Genomic DNA, 25,265 nt, shown 5'->3' on the forward strand with positions numbered 1-25,265 from the left:
AATAGATGTTCCGATTTACAATCTAGCCGCTTGCTCAATCTCAGAAGAAAGAGTCTTGATCAAACTCTCAGCAGTCATAGCTCGCGTTAAGCTACAGCTTTGTCCTGCCCATAAGCTCTGATGGTCGCAAGATTCTTGCTCTTTAAACTTCGATCTTAGTGGCCCAGTTATCGAGTTGATATAAGGGAACTCAGGGATAAATGCCTCAATATTTTCAAACTCTTTAGTATGCTTGTTTGCAATACCTCGTGCTAATCGACCAGAAAAGGAACGAGTCAATACAGTATCAACGCCAGACGCACTTTTTAGCGCCTCTCTCCACGAGGAGGAAATTTTTGCTTCTTGGCAACCTAAAAAAGCAGTACCTACCTGCCCCGCAACCGCCCCCAATACCATGGTGGCATAAATTGACTTACCTGACATTAAGCCACCGGATGCAATAAATGGAATCTTGATAGAGTCAGAGACAAGTTGCAGTAGAGAAATGAGACCGATCTGCTCGGAAGCCTTAGCTGCTGGGTCAAATGAAGCTCTATGTCCACCGGCTTCATATCCTTGGAGAATAATTGCGTCCACTTCAGAGCACTGTGCTTGTTGCGCCTCCACAAGATTTGTTACCGTTATCCATACTTTCCCACCGTACGCTTGGATAGATTTAATTATATTCTTGTCTGGAATACCAAAAGTGAAAGATACAATGGGGACTTGGTGGTTAGTGACAACCTCTAACTGTTTGGAAAAAGGATCGGCTACCACTGGATACTGAGTAGGTCGCTCTATGCCATATTGAGCAAATAGTTCAAGATACTTTGCTATCGCCGGATTTGTAGCATCCCAGCTTGGAGCTGGAGACGTTTCAAAACAAAATAGGTTGACTGAAAATGGAGCCGAAGTTCTTCGTTTTAGCTCTTTAATATCACTGTCAAGTTCTTCAGCAGACATATAAGCCGCCCCAATTGAACCTAATCCTCCAGCGTTGCTGACTGACGCAACAAGATCAACAGAAGTAACTCCACCAGCCATTGGTGCTTGAATTATCGGTTTGTGGATATTGTACTGTTGTAAAAAGTGCTGAACATGTGTCGGATACATAGACCTTTTCCTTATTAGTATTTGGTTCAAATACTTACAAAATGCCAATGTTTAGCTTTTTACAATATAGATAATTTGGAGATTTAATAACAATGATTCATTTTGAATAAAATGTTCAATATATTAGATATATAAAATAATTAACCATTGATATTTTGATAGAGAAACTAATTTAGTTTATCTCTATCTTGATCATCTTTTTTTTCGTACTCACCTTCATAAGTGTTCCCTTTGTCACCATTAAAAGGACCATTTGAAAAGCCGCGGCTCGAAACTCTAAATTCCGCCTTGTTCATGACATATTTAGCGAGCTTTGCTCGTGGAGCAGGTAGCAAGAGAATCATCCCCATCAAATCAGTCAAAAAGCCGGGAGTAATAAGCAATACGCCAGCCACTGCTAACATAACACCTTCGAAAATTTGTTGAGTCGGCACTTCTCCTTGCTGGAGGCGCTTTTGAACTGAAATTAGTGTTTGCATTCCTTGGCTTCTGACTAACGAGGCGCCAACAAATGCACTAATTAAAACCAAACCAACGGTTGGCCAGAGCCCTATCACACTTCCAACTTGAACAAAGATGGCAATCTCAAGTACTGGAACTACAACAAAAACTAGAAAAAGAAAGGCAAACATAGAAGCTCCTCCAACTGCATGTATTACAAGACTATACCCAAATGTTTTAAATATACGAATTCTAGGTGCCAATTGGCCAAGAACAACAAAAGATTAATATTTAATCAACTTTTTATTTATCTTTTTAAAAACATCGTTATTAGCCATCTAAAAGTTGTTATTTTCGTTAACACAATCATTATTCGAGAAAAAATCGGTATAACCTTATAGAACCACACCGAAACCCCATTCAGTATATAAATTATTCAATATAGAAATATAATTATTGCTTGAGAAAAACAATTTAAGAAAAGGTGATCTAACCGCTTTATTTATAGACTTTGCAGAGTATTATTACCGTCACCTATACAAGGGCAAATTTTCACGAAGTCCATATAGCAGAATACTAAAACAATAAATACAATCTGAACACTTTACGAGAACATCGATCTGAGGACAGCTAAGATGGTTACCCTGCCAGAATCACAAGATACAAAAATACCAAACACACGCATTGAAGAAGATTTGCTAGGTCAAAGACATGTCCCTGCTGATGCTTACTACGGTATTCATACTCTACGAGCAATAGAAAATTTTAATATTTCTCGCGTCACAATTTCGGATGTCCCTGAATTTGTACGCGGTATGGTGATGACAAAAAAAGCTGCAGCATTAGCCAATAAAGAGCTGGGCGTCATTCCACGTGAAGTCGCAGATTATATCATCCAAGCTTGCGACCTTATTTTGGATACTGGCAAATGTATGGATCAGTTCCCATCCGATGTTTTTCAAGGTGGTGCTGGTACATCGGTTAACATGAATACCAATGAGGTGATAGCAAACCTAGCGCTAGAAATCATGGGTAAAGAAAAGGGTCAATACCAATTTATCAATCCGAATGACCATGTAAATAAGAGCCAGTCTACCAACTGCGCCTACCCAACCGGTTTCCGTATCTCAGTGTTTAATAGTGTCAAAAAGCTCACTGATGCCATTGAATATCTAAAAGCTTCATTCGAACTAAAAAGCCAAGAATTTAGCAAAGTTTTAAAAATGGGTCGCACCCAATTACAAGATGCCGTCCCTATGACCGTCGGCCAAGAGTTTCATGCTTGGGCCGTCACCTTAAATGAAGAAATTAAAGCTCTAGAGTACACGTCGAAGTTGCTACTTGAAGTGAATTTAGGCGCAACCGCTATCGGAACAGGGTTAAATGCTGCTCAAGGATATCAAGAGCTTGCCGTCAAGCATCTAGCGTCAGTGACTGGACTTGAATGTGTTGCCGCTGAAGATTTGATTGAAGCCACTTCCGACTGTGGTGCCTATGTAATGACACATGGCGCAGTAAAACGTCTAGCAGTAAAACTTTCTAAGATTTGTAACGACTTGCGCCTTCTCTCTTCTGGGCCTCGCGCAGGGCTAAATGAGCTAAACCTTCCAGAGCTACAAGCTGGCTCATCCATAATGCCTGCAAAAGTAAACCCAGTCGTTCCTGAAGTAGTCAATCAAGTTTGCTTCAAAGTACTAGGAAACGACAATACTATTTCCTTTGCAGCAGAAGGCGGACAATTACAGCTAAATGTTATGGAGCCAGTGATAGCTCAAAGCATGTTTGAGTCTTTGGATATTCTTACCAATGCCTGTGTCAATTTGCGAGACAAATGCATTGACGGTATTACCGTGAATAAAGAGATCTGCGAAAGCTACGTACATAACTCTATTGGTATCGTGACTTATCTCAATCCGTACATCGGTCACCATCAAGGTGATATTGTTGGAAAGATTTGCGCAGAAACTGGAAAGAGTGTTCGTGAAGTTGTTTTAGAACGTGGGCTGTTAACTTCTGAGCAACTTGATGAAATTCTTTCTATTTCTAATTTCATGCAACCAAAATATAACGCTAAACGATACGAATAAATCAATTAAGGGCTCCATAGAGAGCCCTCCTCTTCTAATTACTCTTATTTTTAGATCAATTCATTTGGCTACCAAAATTATTTTCTAAAAGTTTATCAATTGAATTTTTAGAAAATTGAAGTTTATTATTTTAAGAGGAACCAATTATGGTAGCGGTGGAATTAGTCATACTCCTATTATTTATTTATATTGGAGCACGGATTGGTGGCATCGGGATCGGCTTCGCTGGCGGAGCTGGTGTGATTTTTTTATCCCTTTTTTTAGGGGTCCCAACTAGTCAGGCTTATATACCTGTCGATGTTATTCTTATTATCATGTCGGTCATCACCGCCATAGCTGCGATGCAGGTTGCTGGGGGGATGGACTGGTTAGTTCAACTAGCGGAAAACTTTTTAAGAAAACATCCAGAAAGAATTACCTTTTATGCACCTATGGTAACTTTTTTGATGACTTTAATGGCAGGCACAGGCCATACAGCCTTTTCAACTCTCCCCGTCATTGCCGAAGTTGCAAAAGGACAAGGAATTAGACCTTCACGGCCACTATCTATTTCTGTAATTGCTTCCCAAATAGCCATTACAGCCTCACCAATTTCTGCAGCCGTGGTCGCCTTTTCTGCAATGTTAGCTCCACATGGAGTCAGCTACCTAACGCTACTGGCCGTTTGTATTCCGAGCACATTTATCGCGTGTATGATCGGCGCTTTCGTTGCCAACTACATGGGTGTTGAGCTCAAAGATGACAAACTGTACCAAGATAGATTGGCGAAAGGATTGGTAAAAGTTAGCTCTCAACAGCAGCGTGATATTGCCCCAACAGCAAAGCGTGCAACCTTTATCTTCCTCGGCGCAATACTATTTGTCGTCTGCTACGCCGCAGCAATTTCTAAATCTGTTGGGCTCATAGAGCACCCTGTTCTTGGGCGCAATGAAGCCATCATGGCAGTTATGCTCGCTGCCGCAGCGCTGATTGTTGGCACAACAAAAATCGACGCGTCGAAGATCTCCTCGGCATCGACATTTAAATCAGGGATGACAGCTTGTGTTTGTGTACTTGGCGTGGCTTGGTTAGGCTCTACCTTTGTTAACGCACATGTTAGCGATATCAAAGAAGTTGCGGGTCAACTGCTATCGCAGCACCCATGGATGCTAGCCGTGGTTCTATTTTTTGCTTCCATGCTACTTTACTCTCAGGGTGCCACTACCGTCGCTTTGATGCCTGCTGCATTGGCTATTGGGGTTGCTCCTCTTACAGCTGTTGCGTCTTTTGCTGCAGTAAGCGCCTTATTTGTTTTACCTACATACCCAACATTACTTGCCGCTGTTGAAATGGATGACACTGGTTCAACAAGAATTGGACAATATGTATTTAATCATCCTTTTTTCATTCCGGGAGTTGTCACTATTTCTTCTGCTGTCGGGCTAGGTTTTATTGTGGGAGGAATCGCCATATAAACTGAAAGGGAGCTTGCTCCCTTTTTGTACTCGTAAATAAAAAATTAGTGACGCGGCCGAATTAAATACACTTTGTTGAAAATTTTTTCGGCGTTTTCCTGTCTGATTTAGTTAGAATATCGCCAATTTAATCGACATTGATCTTTTTATGCGCACACTCGTTACTTTGCTTTTTTGCTGTTTATTTACCCTTTCTAGCCCTGCCATGGCTCAGATTGGCAATAAAGTATCTTTGCCAGGCTCTTCCTCATCGACGCCAAAGTTTGTTCCTGTTGATCAAGCCTTTTCTTTTAGCCACATGCAACAAGGGAAGTTTGTTTACCTTGATTGGCAAGTTAAGCCCGGTTACTACCTATATCGACACACTATTTCCATCACAGGAAAGAATGTCATATTAGGTGATTTTTTGATACCAAAAGGACAGCCGCACAAAGACGAGTTTTTTGGTGAGGTGAACGTATTTACTTCACCGCTATCCATTGCTGTACCAGTCGATAACATCCAGAAAGGAGCAGAGCTTACTGTTCAATATCAAGGCTGCGCGGAAGCTGGTTTTTGCTATCCTCCTGAAACAAAAATCGTACATTTAGATACACAACTTACTCAGGCAACAAGCAATTCAGCAGAGAAACCCAAAACAACAAACAGTTCCAAAAACGTAAATACGCAAAGCACGACTGATTCCTATTTTTCGTTTTTAGGTAATCATTGGTGGACACCACTACTATTTTTAGCGCTAGGTGTCGGGTTAGCATTTACCCCATGTGTTCTACCTATGTATCCAATCTTAACCAGCATCGTGTTAGGGAGTGGCCGATTATCTCATCGCAGGGCATTTACTTTATCCATGATTTATGTGCAAGGTATGGCGCTTACTTACACTCTATTGGGATTAATTGTTGCTTCTGCTGGGATGCAATTCCAAGCTGCAATGCAGCACCCCTATGTGCTCATTGGTTTAAGCGTTTTGTTTGTCGCGTTAGCATTCTCAATGTTTGGTTTATATTCGCTTCAGTTACCAAGTGGTGCGCAAACGTGGCTCAATTCACTTAGCAATCAACAAAAGTCTGGAAACGGGCTAGGTGTCTTTGCTATGGGGGCAATTTCTGGACTGGTTTGCTCGCCTTGTACCACTGCACCACTGTCAGGAGCACTGCTATATGTTGCCCAAACAGGTAACTTATTGATCGGTGGTATCACACTGTATGCGCTCGCCCTCGGAATGGGGATCCCCCTCATTTTAGCCGCAGTATTTGGCAATAAACTGCTACCAAAGTCCGGAGATTGGATGAATAAGGTTAAGGCCCTATTTGGCTTTATTTTGCTAGCAGCACCTATTCTCTTGTTAGAGAGGATCATTCCTGATTTTTGGAGCTCAATTTTGTGGTCAGTCCTTGGGATCTCAGTCTTTGGTTGGCTCTACCACATAAAGAATAGCTTTAGCTTTGGGGGATGGAAACAGAGTGCTGTTGCTATCATCGCTATACTGGGCATTGTATTCTCTGCGCAACCTTTATTAAATGATTGGTATTCACCTTCACGATCATCATCCAGCTCTGAGCAACAAGTACAGTTCATACGTATCCATAATGTTGCAGAACTTAATGCGCAGCTAGCCAAAGCAAAGCAAGAACACAAGCCTGTAATGCTGGACTTCTATGCCGACTGGTGCGTAGCTTGTAAGGAGTTCGAAAAATACACTTTCCACGATAAAAACGTCGAAGCAAAATTAAAGCAGTTTGTTTTGCTGCAAGCGGACGTGACAAAAAGCTTGCCCGACGATTTTAAACTCATGCAAAAAATGAACGTGCTGGGACTACCCACGATAGAGTTTTGGAACGCAAATGGAGAATATATGTCAACTGAAAGAATCACTGGCTTTAAAGACGCTAAAACATTCCTAAATCATATTAATAATCCAAAATTTGATTCTCAAAGTAAATAAAGTAAAAATTTTAGGGGTATTGTTCCAAATACAGGATGGTGCCTCTGTAATTTTTTTGCTTATTTCGTTTATTATATTAGCGAAAATAACCTCGCTAGCCGCAACGCATTCACACTTTTAAGAATAAAGCTCTAAAATTAGCTGCATATGTATTGTTGCTATCGGTTATAGGCAGGTATAGTAAGTTAAAAGCCATTAACCAGTATTTTCTTTATGGAAACTAGTTACACAATTGTCATTGCTGACGATCATCCATTATTTCGAAATGCACTTTTTCAATCGGTGAACATGGCTATTGAAGATGCAAATCTATTGGAAGCCGACTCTCTTGACGCTCTTTTTTCTCTGGTAAAGAGTCATAACGACACCGACCTGATTCTGTTGGATTTAAAGATGCCTGGCGCCAATGGCATGTCCGGCCTAATCCAACTCAGGGCGGACTATCCTAATTTGCCCGTTGTCGTTATTTCTGCCAGCGAAGAACCCAATGTAATATCTCAAGTCAAAGCACACGGAGCGTTCGGATTTATCCCAAAATCCAGCGATATAAAGTCACTAATTAAAGCTTTAAACCAAGTTTTAGAGGGTGAACCTTACTTCCCTGATATATCTTCCTCCGAGTCACAAGCTTACTTTGAGCTATCACAAAAAATCGCAACACTGACCCCCCAGCAATATAAAGTGCTGACTATGCTTTCAGATGGTTTGCTAAACAAACAAATTGCGTACGAACTAAATGTTTCAGAAGCAACAATAAAGGCACATATGACGGCTATTTTTAGAAAGTTAGGAGTAAAAAACAGAACTCAAGCGGTTATTTTATTGCAACAGACTGAAACTGAACATTAAACGTTAAAGATTCTTCACAAATATGGATCATGATAGGTTACAATAGAGTCTAAGCTTTAGGTCAGCTGACCTACTCCATTCATCCCTCTGTTTTATTAACTCTGGGAGATCCTACATTGCTTGATAATTTAATCACCCAATTCGTTTTATTGTGGGCCGTTGTCGACCCAATTGGTTCTGTGCCCGTCTACATGTCACAAACGCACCACTTAGAACTGAAACAGCGCCGACTCGTCGCGTTAAAAGCCGTAGCTATTGCCACCTTTGTATTACTTTTCTTTCTTTTAGTAGGACAAATGTTACTTGAAGCTATGCAAATACCTTTGCCTGCCTTTCAGGCTGCTGGTGGGTTAGTACTGCTATTATTTGCTTTAACCATGATTTTTGGTGAAAGCAAACCCGAGCAAGAGCAAAAAATATCAGAAGAGATCAGCCACTCTGAACTGGCAAACCTCGCAGTTTACCCTTTAGCTATCCCGTCTATTGCCTCTCCAGGTGCAATGATGGCTATTGTACTGTTGACTGATAACCATCGCTACTCAATAGTTGACCAAGCCATTACCGCAGGTGTAACCCTCTCTGTTATGGTGATCACACTTTTACTCTTGCTCGGTGCAACCACGATTCAAAGAGTCATCGGTACCGTCGGGGCCGCTGTCATCAGCCGAGTCATGGGGCTCATATTGGCAGCAGTTGCTCTGAACAATTTATTGTTAGGCATCAAAGACTTCTACTTCTAGCCTAAGTTTAGAGATATTATTCTATCTTTTTGTTATTCAAGATTTTTTTTAAAGCGCCATTTCTAAGTGGCGCTTTTTATTTATATTTTTGCCATCAAAGTCCCTCTATCAGCTTGCCTTTTCTCTGATCCCTTACAAGAATAACATTGTAATAACACTCCAATAACATAAAAGGAGAAAACCATGGCTTTCGAGTCTACAGAACAGGCTAAGGCCTACTGGAAAGAAAACCTCACCCTGATGACAGTCTTACTAGTGATCTGGTTTGTCGTTTCCTATGGCGCTGGAATTTTGTTCGTTGACGCACTAAACAATATTCGACTTGGTGGTTTTAAACTCGGATTTTGGTTCGCTCAGCAAGGTTCCATATTTACTTTCGTTATTTTGATCTTTGTTTATGTGTGGCGCATGAATGCGCTAGACAGAAAATATAACGTGCATGAAGACTAAATAAGTAAGAGAGACTAGATATGGATATTCAAACTTGGACATTTATTCTCGTCGGCATCACTTTTGCGTTATATATAGGTATCGCAATTTGGGCTCGAGCGGGATCGACAAGTGAGTTTTATGTCGCTGGCGGAGGCGTCCACCCTGTTGCCAATGGTATGGCTACTGCTGCGGATTGGATGTCAGCAGCATCATTCATTTCGATGGCAGGTATCATCGCATTTATCGGATACGACGGCGCAGTCTATCTAATGGGGTGGACTGGTGGCTATGTGCTCCTAGCACTATGTTTAGCCCCATACTTGCGTAAGTTTGGACAGTTCACTGTTCCTGACTTTATCGGTGAGCGATATTACTCAAAAACAGCACGAATGGTCGCAGTATTCTGTGCAATATTTATCTCCTTTACCTATGTTGCTGGTCAGATGCGTGGCGTTGGAGTGGTTTTCTCCCGTTTCTTAGAAGTAGACATCGATATCGGTATTGTGATCGGTATGGCTATCGTATTCTTCTACGCGGTACTAGGAGGCATGAAAGGCATCACCTATACACAGGTCGCCCAATACTGTGTTCTCATTTTTGCTTTCTTAGTCCCGGCCATCTTTACCTCACTAATGATGACAGGTCATTTCCTTCCTCAAATTGGTATGGGTTCAACAATGACCGGAAGCGAAACTTATCTGCTGGATAAGCTAGATGGTCTAACCCAAGAACTCGGTTTTACTGCATATACTGATGGCAGTAAGAGTATGGTTGATGTCTTCTTCATCTGCGCGGCATTAATGGTGGGTACTGCAGGCCTCCCACATGTCATTATCCGCTTCTTTACGGTACCAAAAGTTCGTGACGCACGGATTTCTGCTGGTTGGGCACTGGTCTTTATCTCGTTACTTTATACAACGGCACCTGGCGTGGCGGCATTTGCTCGTGTAAACATGATTGAAACGCTGAATGGTCCTAACTTACAAGGTGTAGCAGGAACCGATGCACCAAGTTGGTATAGAAACTGGGAAGCGACAGGGCTGGTAAGCTGGGATGATAAGAATGGTGACGGTCGGATGTTCTACTCAGGCGACAATCGCAATGAGATGAAAATCAACCGAGACATTATCGTACTTGCTTCGCCTGAACTTGCTAATTTGCCAAACTGGGTCGTCGCGCTACTTGCGGCAGGTGGCCTAGCAGCAGCGCTCTCTACTGCAGCGGGCTTGTTATTGGTTATCTCTACTGCGATATCTCATGACTTGCTGAAAAAAGGCTTCAAACCTTCGATGACGGATAAGCAAGAGCTCCTGGCGGCAAGGCTAGCCGCTGTGCTAGCCATACTCGGAGCAGGATATTTAGGCATCAACCCACCAGGCTTTGTGGCTCAGGTAGTGGCATTCGCCTTCGGACTGGCCGCCTCCTCCTTCTTCCCAGCGATAATACTTGGGATCTTCTACAAGAAGATGAATAAAGAAGGCGCGATTACTGGTATGCTTGCGGGTATCCTATTTACGGCAACTTATATTATTTACTTTAAATTTGTAAATCCTGCCGCAAATACGCCTGACAACTGGTGGTTTGGCATTAGCCCTGAAGGTATAGGTACATTAGGTATGGTACTTAACTTAATCGTGTCATTGATAGTTAGTAAGTTTACTGCTGTGGTACCCGATGAAGTTCAAGACCTAGTGGAATCAATTCGATATCCGAAAGGTGCTGGTGACGCACACAGTCACTAGAGCAGACCTCCATAAAAATAGCCCAGCTCCTATGCAGGGCTATTTTGTTGAGATTAATTACCAATTGTTATCGTCGAAGCCTCCGCCGTCAAAACCACCAAACCCTCCATCGTCGAATTCGCCGCTATTGTCGAAGCTGCTGTTATCAAATCCACTATCGTCAAAGCCAAATCCTGAATCTGGGTTTTGATCACCAGCAAAGTTATTACTCCAGGTATCTCCACCAGCAAATCCATCATTCCCCGACGTAAAACCATTTGATGGATCATTCCAGCCACCATTATCAACGCCTTGGCCAAAATCTTGATTTGCTAGCTGATCCGTATCAGGCGCTTGGTTAATGATCGTTTCGTTAACGATAGTTTCATTATTTCCACCAAGAAAGCCACTGCCTAAGCCCCCACGACCACCAAACATATGAGAAACACCTTCAAATAACAACGCCCCTCCGGCTACGCCTAATGCCGTACTCGCCGCCTGCCCCATAAAGCTGCTTCCTCGTGAAGGGCGATAATCGTTGGCATGAGGCTGTGAATAGCCTTGCTGAGGTTGGGAGTAGTTCGATGAAGAGTAGTTGCCATTATTTGCTGGAGCGTAGCCAGTATTACCCGCTGGGGTATGACTACTTGGCTGAGATGAGCCCCCAAATAGCCCACTTAAGAAGCCGCTTTTTTTCTGGCTTGAAGCCTGTTGTACTTGTTGCTCTAACTGTGTGATTTTTTCTTGACTCGCTTTCAATGCTTGCTCTTGTAACAACACAGCTTGGGTGAGCAGGTACATTGCTCGAGGCTGATTCGACATGAGTTTTTGAATCAGTTTTTCAGCGTCTGTGTCAATATCCGACAATTGAGCTTGCTGAAGGCGCTGGGCCAAGTTTTCAATTAAAACTTTTTCGTCAGCATTCATTTTTAACCTCTCAGGAAATGCAATTTAGTCTAAGATCAGTATCAGATTACATTGTCTAGTGTGCATGCCTATCAGAACCTATTGCTCTATTTCGCCTCACACCGATTCCTTTCAAGTTAAATTGTCCTAACTCGATACTTTGTTACCTAGCCGATTAGGCTAATAATTCTAGATATACCTGTTTTGGCATTTTACGCCAAGCATTATTACACCCTGCTCATTTTGCGAGCACAAACATATACTTTATGAATATTTTAAATGAAAAACAGGAGTCATCTATCTAACTGACAAATTGATTTAGCATAGCTCTTAACTTAATCGCTTTTACTGGCTTAGGTATAAACTCAAACCCTTCAGAGTGAATACCTTGGGTCATATTTTCCGTGCAATCAGCACTAATGATCACTCCAAGAAACTCGTTAGGTATTTCTGCTCTTAAACCCATGAGTACATCGATACCCGTCAACGAACCGTCCAAACGATAGTCGGACAGCACAACGCTTGGAATCCAGCCTTGCCTAACTAACGAAGAGCTCTGTTCGAGATCTGCCACAACTTCTACATCACATCCCCATCGCTCCAGTAAGGCTTTCATCGCGATACGTATTTTTTCCTCGTTATCCACACAAAGTACTCTAACACCTTGCAAGTTAGCCCCTTGAGGTTGAACTGGCTTGACTTCGACTACCTCAGGCTTTTCATCCTGCGGTAGTGAAATGGAAAATACGCTGCCTTTTCCAAGTTGAGATTGCATCGATATTTGGTGTCCCAAAACATTGGCGATACCTTTTGAAATCGCTAAACCTAAGCCGAGCCCTTTCTGACTCCCTGAGCACTGCCCGCGAGTGAACTCTTCAAAAATTTCTCTCTGCTTACTTTCATCAATACCTTGCCCATTATCCCAGACTTCAATACGGGCTAAACCTTTTGTCCTACGTACCCCAAGCACCACTTTTCCGTGCGGGTTGTACCGAAAAGCATTCGTCAAAAAGTTTTGGATCACACGACGTAAGAGCTTTGGATCCGACTTCACATACAAAGAAGAAGGAACCATATTGAAATCGATCTCCTGCTCAACCGATAAAGCTTTAAACTCCGCATGAAGTTTGCAAAGTACGTCATTGATTGCGAACACAGCCATGTTGGTATCCAGTTTCCCTGACTCCAATCGAGAGATATCTAGCAAATCACCAATCAAATCTTCCGCGGCATTTAGCGCACTTTCAATATGAGATGAAAGCCCTTTGCTTTCTTTATTTTGGCTAACTTCAGATAGCGACGAAGCAAATAGCCTAGCGGCATTCAATGGCTGCATTAAGTCATGGCTAACAGCGGCAAGAAAACGAGATTTTGATTTCGATTCATATTCTGCTTTTTGACGAGCGCATATTAGCTCTCGGTTTAAAGTTTCTAGCTCCTGCGTTCTTTCAAGCACTCTCTCTTCTAATGTTTCGTTCGCCTGTTTCAAGGCCTCTTCTGCTTTTCTAAACTCGGTGATATCTGTGTAGCGCATGACAAAACCGCCACCGGGCATCGGATTACCATGCACTTCTATTACTCGACCGTCAGGAGCGGTACGGGTTGAAGTATGACTAGCTCCTTTCTCAAGATAAAAAATTCGATGACGTACATGCTCATTAGCTTCTCCTGGCCCAAACAGTCCATGTTGAGCGTTAAATTGGATCATGTCGGCAAACGGACGGCCGACTTGGACAAGGTTAGAAGGGAAGTGAAACAGTTCTTTATACTTTTGATTCCAAGCCACAAGCTTTAGCTGCTTATCGATAACAGCAATGCCTTGATCTAAGTGTTCAATTGCACCTTGCAACACTCCACGACTAAAATCATACAGCTCAGAAGCCTCATCCATTATCGTTGCAATATCTTCCAATTGCATACTGCGTCCTTGCAAAGCAGACGTGAGAACCAACTTTGCGGAAGAAACACCAAACACCCGCGCTAATACTTTCTCTGTATAGCGAATTAAAGAAGATGGTGCTTGTTCGTCAGCTCCTACATGCTCACTGTGCGCACGCCAAAACTGCCGAAATTCCACCCGCATTCGCTCCCGACCGACAAACCGAGAGGCAAGTAGCTCCAGCTCTCCGACCGTCACTCGGCTTTGATAAACATTGACGTTTTCGTTTTCGGGTAATGGACTGCCGACAAAAGCAGAACTATGCAAGCGTTCACTCAAGCTTGTTCGCGTGAGTAAGGAAACCACTACATACAACAATGCGTTTACCAGTATGCTTAAAAACATTCCCCAATCTAAAGGGTTGATATTCAGATTGCTCCAATACTCACTCGGAGTGATTATCCACAACAAAAAGTTGCTGCTCGCATCTCCAGCTAGCCAACCTAATTGTGAAAGTAAAGTAATCAGCCAAACCGAGAAACCTGCTGCCAAGCCAGCGTATACTCCTCTCCGATTACCTAAATGCCAATACACTCCACCAAGCAAGGCGGGAGCAAATTGGCTAACAGCGGCAAACGATAGATATCCTATTTCAGACAGTGATTGGATATTTTCCAGCAATAGGTAACAAAGCCAAGCACCAAACATTATCAAGACGATGATGATTCTGCGCGCGGAAATGAGTTGATGTGAAAACTGACTTCTTTGCTCGCCGACTAACCTAGTCCGTCGCAATAGATACGGTACAATAACTTCATTTGAAACCATGATGGCTAATGCAATTGTCGACACCACCACCATACCAAATGCCGCAGATAACCCACCAATATACGCAAACAATGCTAGCTTATTTGCGCCAATTAGAAGAGGAATGGACAAAACTTGGCTCTGGCTGCCAGTAACACCAAATAATCCCGCTCCAACCCAAGCGATAGGCAATACAAAAACAGCCATCAACGCTAAATAAAGTGGAAAAATGACCCTAGCTTTTTTGAGATCTTGTGGTTTTTCATTTTCAATCACCATCATGTGAAATTGACGTGGTAGGCAGATAATAGCCAATGCAGAAAGCAAAAAATGAATGAATAGCGTCACGAAGTTTGGCGGTTGATAAGTTTGCTTCGCGACTTGCATCATATTGACTCGCTCGTCTCCGACAGCTAAATAGATTGCCAGCCCACCAATAGCCACATAAGCGAGGAGTTTAACAACTGACTCAAATGCGATCACCTTAGTCAACCCCCGGTGATGTTCACTCGATTCAAGGTGTTGAGTACCAAATAAAATCGTAAATAACGCGAGAACCACCACAATAGATATCGATAGAAGCTCTTTAAACTCCCCCAAGTGCGCAACAAAACTGGGGGTAATAACTTCTAACCCCAAGATGATGCCTTTTATCTGCAATGCGATATATGGCAAAACCCCAATGGTAGCACTCACTGTCAAAACTGTGGCTAAGCTGTGAGATTTACCATACCTTGCCGCTATAAAGTCAGCAATAGAGCTAACGTTCTCACGTTTTGAGATTAGGATTAACTTTGCTAATACTCGCCAACCAAAAATGAACACCAGTATTGGCGCGAGATATACAGGCAAAAAGGCCCAAGGATTCAGGCTTGCTTGACCAATCGTGCCGAAAAACGCCCACGAAGTGCAATACACGGCAAGCGATAAGCTGTAAATCCAAGGCCGCCAACGAGAAAGCCAATTCCGATTCTTGTCTCCATACCAAGCTAGTATGAAAAGGAATCCAAGATAAACAAGAGACAGCGGTATCGCTAGCCAATCCATTTTCTTCTCCTACTATTCACTAACCTACATTCAGGTTAACTAGGATCTACTGGTCTACTAGATGACAATTTAACATCCACAATTTGAGCTGGCTGTTTCTCCAACTTAATAAACAAAGCGAAGAATCCCATCAGCGACATCAACCAAAAAATATTAGCGCCCCAATACTCATACCCCCAACCGCTAATAGCGGTCATCAAAGCGATAAAAGCGCCAAGAGGGATAGCATTGTATAGCGCTTGAAGAACCACAATACGACTCTCCTCTCCGCGTTCAATGTAGCGAATTGTTGCTAAATGGGCAGTCGCAAATGTCACACCATGAAGCAACTGAACAAAAACTAAGATAGCAACATCGGTCGTCATAGCAGTGAGCGCCCAACGTATTATCACTCCTAAGGAAGACAAGACAAACATGGTCCGTAGTGAACTCCCTGCGAAAAGCCTCTGACTGAATGCAAATACTAGAATCTCAGCAATTACCCCAAGGCTCCATAAATAACCGATAGCAGTTCCAGAAATCCCCGCTTCTCTCCAATGCAAACTGCTAAAGCTGTAATAAGCGGCGTGACTACCTTGAATCAGTGATACCAAGATCAGGAACTTAATCACTTGCCAGTCTTTGAGCTGCGAAAACACTTTTGGACGCTGAGGAACCTTTGCATCATGAGTCACAGGCATTGGGTTAGTATTTCTAAAACTCAGCAAAACCGAAGCTATCGTCCCTGCCAATGCGGTCAGCACGATGACTTCTGTGCCATACAACGAAATCAAATACCCAACGACCGTCGAGCCAACGATAAATGCAACAGAGCCCCATAAACGCGTTCGCCCATAATCAAGTAGCTTCAACCTCGAATAGTAGTTTGCCATTGAATCAGACAGTGGAACAATCAGGCCGCAACATAAATTAAAAAGGATAGTTACCACGACAAGCAGCCAAAACTGAGTTTCAACAAAGTAATGCAATGCGAGAAATCCTGCTGCTAAACAAGCTAATACCCTCAAAATAGGAATAAACTGCTCTGCCAAATGAAATCGAGGAGTGAGAACCAAATTAACAATGCAGCGAGTCGCGAAACCAAGCCCAATTAAAATGCCGATATCTGTCGCGGATATATGCTGGCCTTCATACCACAAAGCCCAAAAAGGCAAGTAAACACCGTAAGTAAAAAAAAAGCCGAAAATATATTGAGAAATCCATCCATGAGGTGAAGGGGAGGTCATCGTAATTCCTAATCAATGAACAATTGAGCATTTGGTAGCCGGTGGGCTCTCCGAAAACACTCAGGTTATTTGCAAAGTAGTCCCGATTTTACAACACAATAGGTAAATTCGTCTGGAGCAAACGCGATATTTTGCCAAACTATATATAGGGTCCATACGAGTAAGCAAGCAATGCCAGATAACTTCAATATGCATACCGCTCCCTTTGATCGCTTGAGTGAGCTAGAACAAACCACGGTACGGCGCTCGCTCGATATCGCCTACTATAGGGAGAACGACCCCATAATTCGCAGTGAACACAGCAGCGACTCTTTGTTTGTTATTATCAAAGGGGCGGTCGAAAAACGCTCCAGTAATGGAAAAGAAGTGTTATCTCACTTTGTAGCCGAAGACTTATTCGATGCGAAGGTGTTAATTGAAGGTATTTCTAAGCACCAATATATCGCGCTTGAAGACACAATTTGCTACTTGCTTCCTCAAACCGTATTTCTTGAACTTTATAACTCAAATCCGCAATTCGCCGTTTTCTTTGATACCAACTTAGCCAAAAAACAAGAATTGGTGGAAATGGCCAAAAAGCAACAAAACTTAGCCGAATTTATATTAACACGCATTAGCTCAGCGATTTATCACCCATCTATCTTGTTTGAAGCTGATACGCCCATCAATGTCGTCACGGAGCAATTACAAGCGCATAATATTGATGCTGCGTTGGTCAAGTTAAAAGAAGACGATTCTCGGTTAAGTGACTACCCTACTTTACCTCACTACGCGATCATTACCCGTACTGATTTACTGCACGCAGTGATGATCCACAGCCAACCAATAGATAGCCACGTTGGAAAAATTGCGTCTTTTCCCGTGCTGAATGTCGAAGATGGTGACTACTTATTTAACGCAATGATCACTATGACTCAAAACCGGGTCAAACGCTTAATGGTCTGCAAAAACGGCGAAGCCGTCGGCATGCTCGATATGCTGCAAATTCTCAGCGCCTTCTCAACACATTCACATGTTCTGACACTACGAATCGCTCGTTCTAGCAGTATCGAAGAACTAAAAAGTGTCTCTAACAACCAAAGAAAGTTAGTCGAACAATTGCTACAAAATGGTATTCACACTCGCTTTTTGATGGATCTGATTGCCACCATCAACGATCAAATCATCGAACGCGCATTTGAGCTCACTATCCCTGCTGAATATCATCAAGATTGCTGCCTCATTGTGCTTGGCTCTGAAGGACGCAAAGAACAAATTTTAAAAACCGATCAGGACAATGCTCTGATCTTAAAAAATGGTTCAAGCTGGCCACAGTGCCAAGAATATATGACTACTTTCAGTGCAACATTATCCGAGCTCGGTTACCCCTTGTGCCCTGGAAATATAATGGTGAGCAACCCAGATTGGGTAAAAACACAAAGCGATTGGATAAGCACCGTTGAACATTGGATAAAATCTTCTCAAGGCAAGGATGTTATGAATTTATCCATCTTGTCTGATGCGCGCGCTACCGCAGGTAATCCCACACTCCTCAATCCAATCAAGCAAGTAATATCAGAGCAAATGAAAAACAAATCCCTGCTCATCTCAGAATTTTCCAAACCAGCATTAGGCTTCACCACACCCTTAACGGTTTTTGGCAATTTGAAGCAAGAAAAATCAGGCTTAGATATTAAACAAGGGGGGATATTTCCAATCGTTCATGGAGTTCGCTCTCTCAGCTTAGAACATGGACTAATTGCCACGAGTACCTTTGAGCGAATTGATGCTTTAAGCAGCCAAAACGTACTAGATAAAGAAACCGGTGACAACATCGCCGAAGCGCTAAAGCTTTTTATCAAACTTCGTCTTGCCCAGCAGCTATTCAGTAGCAAAGGCAGTAGCAACACAATCGAAGTTGAAAGGCTTGATAGAGCAGACAGAGATATCTTGCGCCATAGTCTCAAAGTGGTAAAAAAGTTTAAACAATGGCTGGAATACCACTATCAAATTCGAGATTAGCGCTTTAAAAAACAAAATGAGCCTATATGAACTGGATACAAAGATGCCTTTGGCGAAAAAAGCTTAAGCACTCACCCTATCTCGACCTTTTCGATAAACCTCATGAAAATGAGCTAGTGGCATTAGACTGCGAAGCCACCAGCTTAGATCCAGTAAAAGCAGATTTACTCACCATCGCAGCAATAAAAATTGTGAGCAACCGAATTATTACTAGTCAATCCTTTGAAGTGCGCTTAGCAGCCCCTGACTCTCTAAACTCAGATTCCATTAAAATACACAAGCTCCGTCATCATGACTTGATTGATGGAATAGACGAAAAACAAGCAATAACAAGATTGCTGGATTTTATTGGCAATCGTCCTATGGTGGGATATCACATTCGATATGATAAAAAAATGTTAGACATAGCTTGCCAGAAGCACCTTGGCTTTCCACTACCTAATCAAATCATCGAAGTCAGCCTAATTTACCAAGATAAGCTACAAAAACACCTGCCAAATGGTTACTTTGACCTGAGTATGGATAGTATTTGCCAGCATTTAGGGATTCCTTTGGAAGACAAGCATGACGCATTTCAAGATGCCCTCTCAGCGGCACTAATATATACGCGCCTGACCTTCGGAACACCTCCAAGCACCGCCCCACCGACCAAAAATTAAGCGCACTTTTGCTCATATCAGTGCGAATGATAAATAAAATGCGCATAAAGTAGGCGAATAACCGCATCTCATCCTAAAGTCTAATTGTAGATCGCATAACTCTGACGGAGAGTGACGGACGACGGCGTTAAGTATGTGACGCTGATAACAAAAAAATTTCAAAATACACCGAAGGCCACTATTTTAACGCATATTATGAAATCAATTTTTCATTTAACTATTGCGAAACGAATACGTGAATTTCCTGTAACGACTCTAGCCCTAATTTTTATGCGTTTGCTGAATTCAGAAGGAGAGAAGCAATGAGCGAATCCCATGTTTATCCGGTAAAAGAAAATATCAAAGCCAAAACACATATTGATGCACAAACTTACCAAGATATGTATCAACAATCTGTTAGTAACCCTGTCGAGTTCTGGAGCGAACATGGAAATATCGTTGACTGGATTAAGCCTTTCAACAAAGTAAAAAGCACCTCTTTTGACACTGGCCACGTAGATATACGTTGGTTCGAAGATGGTACGCTCAATGTCTCTGCAAACTGTATCGACCGACACCTTGCAAGCAAAGGCGATGAAGTCGCTATTATTTGGGAAGGCGACGAGCCTAAAGACGATAAAACACTCACCTTTAAAGAATTGCACAAAGAAGTCTGCCGCTTTTCTAACGCATTAAAAGAGCAAGGCGTACGCAAAGGCGATGTTGTCTGTCTGTACATGCCAATGGTGCCAGAGGCAGCAATTGCAATGCTTGCATGTACTCGTATTGGTGCGGTCCACACCGTTGTATTCGGTGGTTTCTCTCCAGAAGCATTGGCAGGTCGTATTATAGACTCGGACGCCAAAGTAGTGATTACCGCAGACGAAGGTATTCGCGGTGGCCGCGCTGTACCACTTAAGAAAAATGTCGATGAAGCACTGACAAACCCTGAAGTAAAAACAATCAGTAAAGTATTGGTTCTTAAACGTACAGGCGTTGATGTAGGCTGGCATGAACACCGAGATGTTTGGTGGCATGAAGCGACAGAAAGTGCATCAGATGATTGCCCACCAGAAGAAATGAATGCTGAAGATCCACTATTCATTCTTTATACCTCTGGCTCAACAGGTAAACCTAAAGGTGTTATGCATACCACTGGTGGCTATCTCGTTTACGCCACTATGACCTTTAAATACGTGTTCGACTATCAAGAAGGCGAAACTTTCTGGTGTACGGCTGATGTGGGCTGGATTACGGGTCATACTTATCTTATCTATGGTCCACTCTCAAACGGTGCAAAAACGATTCTATTTGAAGGTGTACCAAACTATCCAGATACTAGCCGCATGTGCCAAGTGGTGGATAAGCACCAAGTTAACATTCTCTATACTGCGCCAACGGCCATCCGTGCGTTAATGGCGAAAGGTGACGAGGCAATTGGTGATACTAAACGTACCAGTCTACGTATTATGGGCTCAGTAGGAGAACCGATTAACCCAGAAGCTTGGGAGTGGTACTACAAAGCAATCGGGGATACAAATTCACCGATTGTTGATACTTGGTGGCAAACAGAAACAGGCGGCATTCTTATTACACCTCTACCAGGAGCAACAGACCTTAAACCCGGATCTGCAAGTAAACCTTTCTTTGGCGTTCAGCCTGCACTTGTCGACAACGTCGGCAATATTGTTGAAGGAGCAGCGGAAGGCAACCTCGTTATCCTTGACTCTTGGCCAGGACAAATGCGTACCGTTTATGGCGACCATGAGCGCTTTGAGCAAACCTATTTCTCTACCTTTAAAGGTATGTATTTCACAGGGGATGGCGCTCGTAGAGACGAAGATGGTTATTACTGGATTACAGGCCGAGTTGATGACGTGCTGAATGTTTCAGGCCACCGTATGGGCACGGCTGAAATCGAATCAGCGCTCGTCGCATTCGATAAAATCGCAGAAGCTGCCATCGTTGGTATTCCTCATGATATCAAAGGCCAAGCTATCTATGCTTATATCACTCTAAACGACGGCGAGTATCCAAGTGCGGAATTGCACAAAGAAGTGAAAAACTGGGTACGTAAAGAAATCGGCCCAATCGCAACACCTGATGTATTACATTGGACAGAATCGCTGCCAAAAACTCGCTCGGGCAAGATCATGCGCCGCATTTTACGTAAAATCGCCACTGGCGATACCAGTAACTTGGGTGACACGTCAACCTTAGCTGATCCAAGTGTTGTTGATAAGCTAATTGAAGAGAAAAACGCTCTAACGTAAGCCAACTAACTCAATTCATGAACTATTTTAAAGCCACTATCAAAAGATGGTGGCTTTCTTTTTCTTCCAACGCCCTATTTCCACTACACTTCTCGCCTGTCCGATAAATTTATCCTCAACGTTTGTGATGATATCAATAGGGAGATTAGACCAGTAAAATGCTGCGATTTGTTTTGAATTGGCTATAATCTGTGTCAATTTGTTAGCGTTCGCCAAATTTAGAGAAAATTTTCTTGATGAACGAGCGAAGAATGTGGGAGTATTCGTAATCTTCTCACATTAACGAAAGATGGCTGCATAATGTCTACAAAATTAAGCATTCTCGTTCTAAATGGGCCAAACCTTAATCTGTTAGGCTTGAGAGAACCCACTCATTATGGTTCCAACACGCTTAACGATATCGTTGAGCACCTAGAAACCAGAGCGAAGAAAGAAAACATTGAGCTTCAGCATCTGCAATCTAACAAAGAATACGAATTAATTGAAGCGATCCATGACGCTCACGGAAATGTCGACTTCATCATTATTAACCCAGCAGCGTTAACCCACACCAGTGTGGCATTAAGAGATGCACTGCTAGGTGTAGCGATACCGTTCATTGAGGTGCATCTGTCCAACGTACATGCACGTGAACCGTTCCGCCACCACTCATATCTATCCGACAAAGCTGTCGGTGTTATTTGTGGGCTCGGCGCACAAGGCTACGATTTCGCTCTGTCTGCAGCCATTGAGAAGTTGCAGGCAAAGTAATACCTAATACTCTACAGCTCCTAGAGCTGTCTTAACCATAAGATAAAAGAGAAAGACAAAATGGATATCCGTAAAATAAAAAAACTGATTGAATTAGTTGAAGAATCCGGCATTGCGGAGCTGGAAATTTCTGAAGGTGAAGAATCCGTACGAATCAGCCGTAGCGGAACCGCAGCTCCTGTAGCTCCTGTTCAATATGCAGCCGCTCCTGCACCTGTAGCCGCTCCTGTGCCTGCAGCACCTGCACCGACAGCTGAAGCGGCAAGTGCACCAGAGGCTCCAGCTGTACCTGCTGGTCACCAAGTTCTTTCTCCAATGGTTGGTACTTTCTACCGCGCACCTAGCCCAGATGCAAAATCATTCATCGAAGTTGGTCAATCTGTAACAGCTGGCGAAACACTATGTATTGTTGAAGCAATGAAGATGATGAACCAAATCGAAGCTGACAAATCTGGTGTTGTAACTGCAATCCTAGCTGAAGACGGCCAACCAGTTGAATTCGATCAACCACTTGTTGTTATCGAATAATATAGAGGCAGTATCTCATGCTAGATAAATTAGTCATCGCGAACCGAGGTGAAATTGCACTTCGTATTCTTCGCGCATGTAAAGAACTTGGCATCAAAACCGTTGCTGTACACTCGACAGCTGACCGCGATCTAAAGCACGTACTGCTTGCTGACGAAACAGTATGTATTGGTCCTGCTCGTGGTATTGATAGCTATTTAAATATTCCTCGTATTATTTCTGCTGCTGAAGTGACTGGCGCTATCGCTATTCACCCAGGCTACGGCTTTTTGTCAGAAAACGCCGATTTTGCAGAGCAAGTTGAGCGCAGCGGCTTCATTTTTGTTGGTCCTAAAGCAGAAACCATTCGCATCATGGGTGACAAAGTTGCCGCGATCAATGCGATGAAAAAAGCTGGCGTTCCTTGCGTACCTGGCTCTGACGGCCCTCTTGACGATGACGCGTCGAAGAACAAAGCCCACGCAAAACGTATCGGTTACCCAGTAATCATCAAAGCTTCTGGTGGTGGCGGTGGTCGCGGTATGCGTGTTGTTCGCTCTGAAGAAGAGTTAGTAGAAGCGATCGCAATGACCCGTGCTGAAGCGAAAGCAGCCTTCAACAATGACATGGTTTACATGGAAAAATTTCTAGAAAACCCACGTCACGTTGAAGTTCAAGTTATTGCTGATGGCCAAGGCAACGCTATCCACCTAGGTGAACGTGACTGCTCAATGCAGCGTCGTCACCAAAAAGTTGTCGAAGAAGCTCCGGCTCCTGGTATCACTGCAGAAATGCGTAAATACATCGGTGAACGTTGTACTCGCGCATGTATCGAAATCGGTTATCGCGGCGCTGGTACCTTTGAGTTCCTATACGAAAACGGCGAGTTCTACTTCATCGAAATGAACACTCGTATTCAGGTAGAGCACCCAGTAACAGAAATGGTCACTGGTGTTGATTTGATTAAAGAGCAGCTTCGCGTTGCAGCGGGTCAACCGCTGTCATACACGCAGGATGACATCAAAATCAGTGGTCACGCTATCGAGTGCCGTATCAACGCAGAAGATCCAGAGCGCTTCTTACCTTCTCCAGGTAAGATTGACCGTTTCCACCCACCAGGTGGCATGGGCGTGCGTTGGGAATCTCATATCTACGCTGGATACACGGTTCCACCACACTACGACTCAATGATCGGCAAGCTAATCACTTTTGGTGAAAACCGCGACGTCGCTATCGCTCGCATGAAAAATGCATTGGGCGAAATGATTGTAGAAGGCATCAAAACTAATGTGTCTCTGCAAGAATCAATCATGAACGACGAAAACTTCCAACATGGTGGTGCAAACATCCACTACCTAGAGAAAAAGCTGGGCTTACAATAAACCCGCTAAATCACTCTTAAATAGCATAAAAGCCACCTATTGGGTGGCTTTTTCTATTTATCGCTGTGCGAGGTTAACAGTTCTAGGGATTGCGCAAGTTTCATGCTAGACTGCCTCCCCTATCGTTAAGTTGTCTAATATTTAAGCGAAAAACCATGCCTTGGATACAAATTAAGCTCAATGCTACATCAGAAAATGCCGAGCCTATTGGCGATCTTTTGATGGAGCAAACTGGCGCACTATCAATCACTTTTCTCGATGCTCATGACACGCCAGTATTCGAACCACTTCCCGGGGAAACTCGCTTGTGGGGCGATACGGATATCTTGGCTCTCTACGATGCAGAAGCTGACGTAGATTTGGTGCTAAGCACACTGAAGAAAAGTCAGTTACTTGAAGATGGTTTCGCTTACAAAGTTGAACAGCTTGAAGATAAAGATTGGGAACGCGAATGGATGGACAATTTCCACCCAATGAAATTTGGCGAAAAACTGTGGGTCTGCCCGAGCTGGAGAGATATTCCCGATCCTAGTGCTGTGAACGTCATGCTCGATCCGGGCCTTGCTTTTGGTACCGGTACACACCCAACAACGGCTCTATGTTTAGAATGGTTGGAAGGGCTAGATCTATCAGGAAAAACCGTTATCGACTTCGGTTGTGGCTCAGGTATTTTGGCGATCGCAGCGATCAAGTTAGGCGCTGAAAAAGTCATCGGGATCGATATTGATCCACAAGCTCTGCTTGCATCAAAAGATAATGCAGAACGAAATGGTGTTGCAGATCAGCTGCAAGTATTCCTGCCTCAAGATCAGCCAGAAGGCTTAATTGCAGATGTAGTGGTAGCGAACATACTTGCAGGGCCACTTAGAGAACTTTCACCAATCATCAAGGAACTTGTCAAAGAAAGTGGCTGTTTAGCCATGTCTGGTGTCCTCGATACACAGGCGAGAGATGTCGCTAGTTACTACAGCGATGACTTCCAACTAGACCCAATCACAGAGCAGAGTGAGTGGTGTCGTATCTCAGGAATGAAACAAAGTTCGTAAGCGTTTTTTGATTAATAGGCTGATTTTTAAACAGATTGCAAA

Annotated in this window: 19 protein-coding genes; 14 read left to right on the forward strand and 5 right to left on the reverse strand. The window is 43.1% G+C overall.

The window, feature by feature from the left end; genetic code table 11:
* Window positions 1-15: 15 nt before the first annotated feature.
* Window positions 16-1,092, reverse strand: coding sequence for an NAD(P)H-dependent flavin oxidoreductase (locus ACM2FC_RS20105; RefSeq protein ID WP_498482815.1), 1,077 nt, complete (start codon window positions 1,090-1,092; stop codon window positions 16-18).
* A gap of 167 nt (window positions 1,093-1,259) precedes the next feature.
* Window positions 1,260-1,724, reverse strand: a complete 465-nt coding sequence (locus tag ACM2FC_RS20110; protein WP_498482816.1) for an FxsA family protein — start codon at window positions 1,722-1,724, stop codon at window positions 1,260-1,262.
* Window positions 1,725-2,168: 444 nt separating this feature from the next.
* Here ACM2FC_RS20110 and aspA point away from each other — a divergent pair, with 444 nt between their 5' ends.
* From aspA to ACM2FC_RS20145, 7 genes are all read left to right on the forward strand, one after another.
* Window positions 2,169-3,620 (forward strand): aspartate ammonia-lyase, encoded by a 1,452-nt coding sequence (gene aspA / locus ACM2FC_RS20115; RefSeq protein WP_498482817.1) that lies wholly within the window; start codon window positions 2,169-2,171, stop codon window positions 3,618-3,620.
* Window positions 3,621-3,766: 146 nt separating this feature from the next.
* Window positions 3,767-5,074 carry an anaerobic C4-dicarboxylate transporter gene (locus tag ACM2FC_RS20120; RefSeq protein WP_498482818.1) on the forward strand — a complete coding sequence of 436 codons (1,308 nt, stop codon included), beginning with the start codon at window positions 3,767-3,769 and terminating at the stop codon, window positions 5,072-5,074.
* A gap of 148 nt (window positions 5,075-5,222) precedes the next feature.
* Window positions 5,223-7,019 (forward strand): protein-disulfide reductase DsbD, encoded by a 1,797-nt coding sequence (locus ACM2FC_RS20125; RefSeq protein WP_498482819.1) that lies wholly within the window; start codon window positions 5,223-5,225, stop codon window positions 7,017-7,019.
* A gap of 213 nt (window positions 7,020-7,232) precedes the next feature.
* A complete protein-coding gene (locus ACM2FC_RS20130; protein WP_498482820.1) occupies window positions 7,233-7,868 on the forward strand; it encodes a response regulator in 636 nt (211 codons plus the stop codon).
* A 116-nt stretch (window positions 7,869-7,984) separates the two neighbouring features.
* Window positions 7,985-8,608 (forward strand): MarC family protein, encoded by a 624-nt coding sequence (locus ACM2FC_RS20135; protein ID WP_498482821.1) that lies wholly within the window; start codon window positions 7,985-7,987, stop codon window positions 8,606-8,608.
* Between the two features lie 183 nt (window positions 8,609-8,791).
* A complete protein-coding gene (locus ACM2FC_RS20140) occupies window positions 8,792-9,058 on the forward strand; it encodes a DUF4212 domain-containing protein (protein WP_498482822.1) in 267 nt (88 codons plus the stop codon).
* Window positions 9,059-9,078: 20 nt separating this feature from the next.
* Window positions 9,079-10,782 (forward strand): sodium:solute symporter family protein, encoded by a 1,704-nt coding sequence (locus ACM2FC_RS20145; RefSeq protein WP_498482823.1) that lies wholly within the window; start codon window positions 9,079-9,081, stop codon window positions 10,780-10,782.
* 57 nt (window positions 10,783-10,839) lie between these two features.
* On the opposite strand, the gene ACM2FC_RS20150 is transcribed toward ACM2FC_RS20145, so the two are convergent.
* The 3 genes from ACM2FC_RS20150 to ACM2FC_RS20160 form a co-directional block, all read right to left on the reverse strand.
* Window positions 10,840-11,688: a DUF2076 domain-containing protein gene (locus ACM2FC_RS20150; RefSeq protein WP_498482824.1), complete on the reverse strand. Its 849-nt coding sequence runs from the start codon at window positions 11,686-11,688 to the stop codon at window positions 10,840-10,842.
* Window positions 11,689-11,968: 280 nt separating this feature from the next.
* Window positions 11,969-15,400, reverse strand: a complete 3,432-nt coding sequence (locus tag ACM2FC_RS20155) for a PAS domain-containing hybrid sensor histidine kinase/response regulator (RefSeq protein WP_498482825.1) — start codon at window positions 15,398-15,400, stop codon at window positions 11,969-11,971.
* A gap of 35 nt (window positions 15,401-15,435) precedes the next feature.
* Window positions 15,436-16,626, reverse strand: coding sequence for a 3-phenylpropionate MFS transporter (locus tag ACM2FC_RS20160; protein ID WP_498482826.1), 1,191 nt, complete (start codon window positions 16,624-16,626; stop codon window positions 15,436-15,438).
* Window positions 16,627-16,797: 171 nt separating this feature from the next.
* On the opposite strand from ACM2FC_RS20160, the gene ACM2FC_RS20165 reads away from it, so the two are divergent.
* The 7 genes from ACM2FC_RS20165 to prmA all read left to right on the forward strand — a co-directional run bounded on the left by ACM2FC_RS20165 (window position 16,798) and on the right by prmA (window position 25,223).
* Window positions 16,798-18,627, forward strand: a complete 1,830-nt coding sequence (locus tag ACM2FC_RS20165; protein WP_498482827.1) for a DUF294 nucleotidyltransferase-like domain-containing protein — start codon at window positions 16,798-16,800, stop codon at window positions 18,625-18,627.
* 26 nt (window positions 18,628-18,653) lie between these two features.
* Entirely contained in the window at window positions 18,654-19,286 is a 633-nt protein-coding gene (locus ACM2FC_RS20170; protein ID WP_498482828.1) for a 3'-5' exonuclease, read from the forward strand.
* A gap of 302 nt (window positions 19,287-19,588) precedes the next feature.
* A complete protein-coding gene (acs, locus tag ACM2FC_RS20175; protein ID WP_498482829.1) occupies window positions 19,589-21,538 on the forward strand; it encodes an acetate--CoA ligase in 1,950 nt (649 codons plus the stop codon).
* A 300-nt stretch (window positions 21,539-21,838) separates the two neighbouring features.
* Window positions 21,839-22,288: a type II 3-dehydroquinate dehydratase gene (gene aroQ, locus ACM2FC_RS20180; RefSeq protein ID WP_498482830.1), complete on the forward strand. Its 450-nt coding sequence runs from the start codon at window positions 21,839-21,841 to the stop codon at window positions 22,286-22,288.
* A gap of 60 nt (window positions 22,289-22,348) precedes the next feature.
* On the forward strand, window positions 22,349-22,816 hold the full coding sequence (gene accB / locus ACM2FC_RS20185; protein WP_498482832.1) for an acetyl-CoA carboxylase biotin carboxyl carrier protein: 468 nt from the start codon (window positions 22,349-22,351) through the stop codon (window positions 22,814-22,816).
* A 17-nt stretch (window positions 22,817-22,833) separates the two neighbouring features.
* Window positions 22,834-24,177, forward strand: a complete 1,344-nt coding sequence (gene accC, locus ACM2FC_RS20190; protein ID WP_498482833.1) for an acetyl-CoA carboxylase biotin carboxylase subunit — start codon at window positions 22,834-22,836, stop codon at window positions 24,175-24,177.
* A gap of 155 nt (window positions 24,178-24,332) precedes the next feature.
* Window positions 24,333-25,223 carry a 50S ribosomal protein L11 methyltransferase gene (prmA, locus tag ACM2FC_RS20195; RefSeq protein WP_498482834.1) on the forward strand — a complete coding sequence of 297 codons (891 nt, stop codon included), beginning with the start codon at window positions 24,333-24,335 and terminating at the stop codon, window positions 25,221-25,223.
* Window positions 25,224-25,265 lie beyond the last annotated feature (42 nt).

The organism is Vibrio sp. A37, assembly GCF_059777565.1.

What these genes read in the sequence shown, in the direction of transcription:
- ACM2FC_RS20110 (WP_498482816.1), bottom strand. Translation starts at nt 1,724, where the DNA reads ATGTTTGCCTTTCTTTTTCTAGTTTTTGTTGTAGTTCCAGTACTTGAG.
- prmA (WP_498482834.1), top strand. Translation starts at nt 24,333, where the DNA reads ATGCCTTGGATACAAATTAAGCTCAATGCTACATCAGAAAATGCCGAG.
- aroQ (WP_498482830.1), top strand. Translation starts at nt 21,839, where the DNA reads ATGTCTACAAAATTAAGCATTCTCGTTCTAAATGGGCCAAACCTTAAT.
- ACM2FC_RS20150 (WP_498482824.1), bottom strand. Translation starts at nt 11,688, where the DNA reads ATGAATGCTGACGAAAAAGTTTTAATTGAAAACTTGGCCCAGCGCCTT.
- aspA (WP_498482817.1), top strand. Translation starts at nt 2,169, where the DNA reads ATGGTTACCCTGCCAGAATCACAAGATACAAAAATACCAAACACACGC.
- accB (WP_498482832.1), top strand. Translation starts at nt 22,349, where the DNA reads ATGGATATCCGTAAAATAAAAAAACTGATTGAATTAGTTGAAGAATCC.
- ACM2FC_RS20130 (WP_498482820.1), top strand. Translation starts at nt 7,233, where the DNA reads ATGGAAACTAGTTACACAATTGTCATTGCTGACGATCATCCATTATTT.
- ACM2FC_RS20125 (WP_498482819.1), top strand. Translation starts at nt 5,223, where the DNA reads ATGCGCACACTCGTTACTTTGCTTTTTTGCTGTTTATTTACCCTTTCT.
- acs (WP_498482829.1), top strand. Translation starts at nt 19,589, where the DNA reads ATGAGCGAATCCCATGTTTATCCGGTAAAAGAAAATATCAAAGCCAAA.
- ACM2FC_RS20105 (WP_498482815.1), bottom strand. Translation starts at nt 1,092, where the DNA reads ATGTATCCGACACATGTTCAGCACTTTTTACAACAGTACAATATCCAC.
- ACM2FC_RS20160 (WP_498482826.1), bottom strand. Translation starts at nt 16,626, where the DNA reads ATGACCTCCCCTTCACCTCATGGATGGATTTCTCAATATATTTTCGGC.
- ACM2FC_RS20165 (WP_498482827.1), top strand. Translation starts at nt 16,798, where the DNA reads ATGCCAGATAACTTCAATATGCATACCGCTCCCTTTGATCGCTTGAGT.
- ACM2FC_RS20120 (WP_498482818.1), top strand. Translation starts at nt 3,767, where the DNA reads ATGGTAGCGGTGGAATTAGTCATACTCCTATTATTTATTTATATTGGA.
- ACM2FC_RS20170 (WP_498482828.1), top strand. Translation starts at nt 18,654, where the DNA reads ATGAACTGGATACAAAGATGCCTTTGGCGAAAAAAGCTTAAGCACTCA.
- ACM2FC_RS20145 (WP_498482823.1), top strand. Translation starts at nt 9,079, where the DNA reads ATGGATATTCAAACTTGGACATTTATTCTCGTCGGCATCACTTTTGCG.
- ACM2FC_RS20155 (WP_498482825.1), bottom strand. Translation starts at nt 15,400, where the DNA reads ATGGATTGGCTAGCGATACCGCTGTCTCTTGTTTATCTTGGATTCCTT.
- ACM2FC_RS20140 (WP_498482822.1), top strand. Translation starts at nt 8,792, where the DNA reads ATGGCTTTCGAGTCTACAGAACAGGCTAAGGCCTACTGGAAAGAAAAC.
- accC (WP_498482833.1), top strand. Translation starts at nt 22,834, where the DNA reads ATGCTAGATAAATTAGTCATCGCGAACCGAGGTGAAATTGCACTTCGT.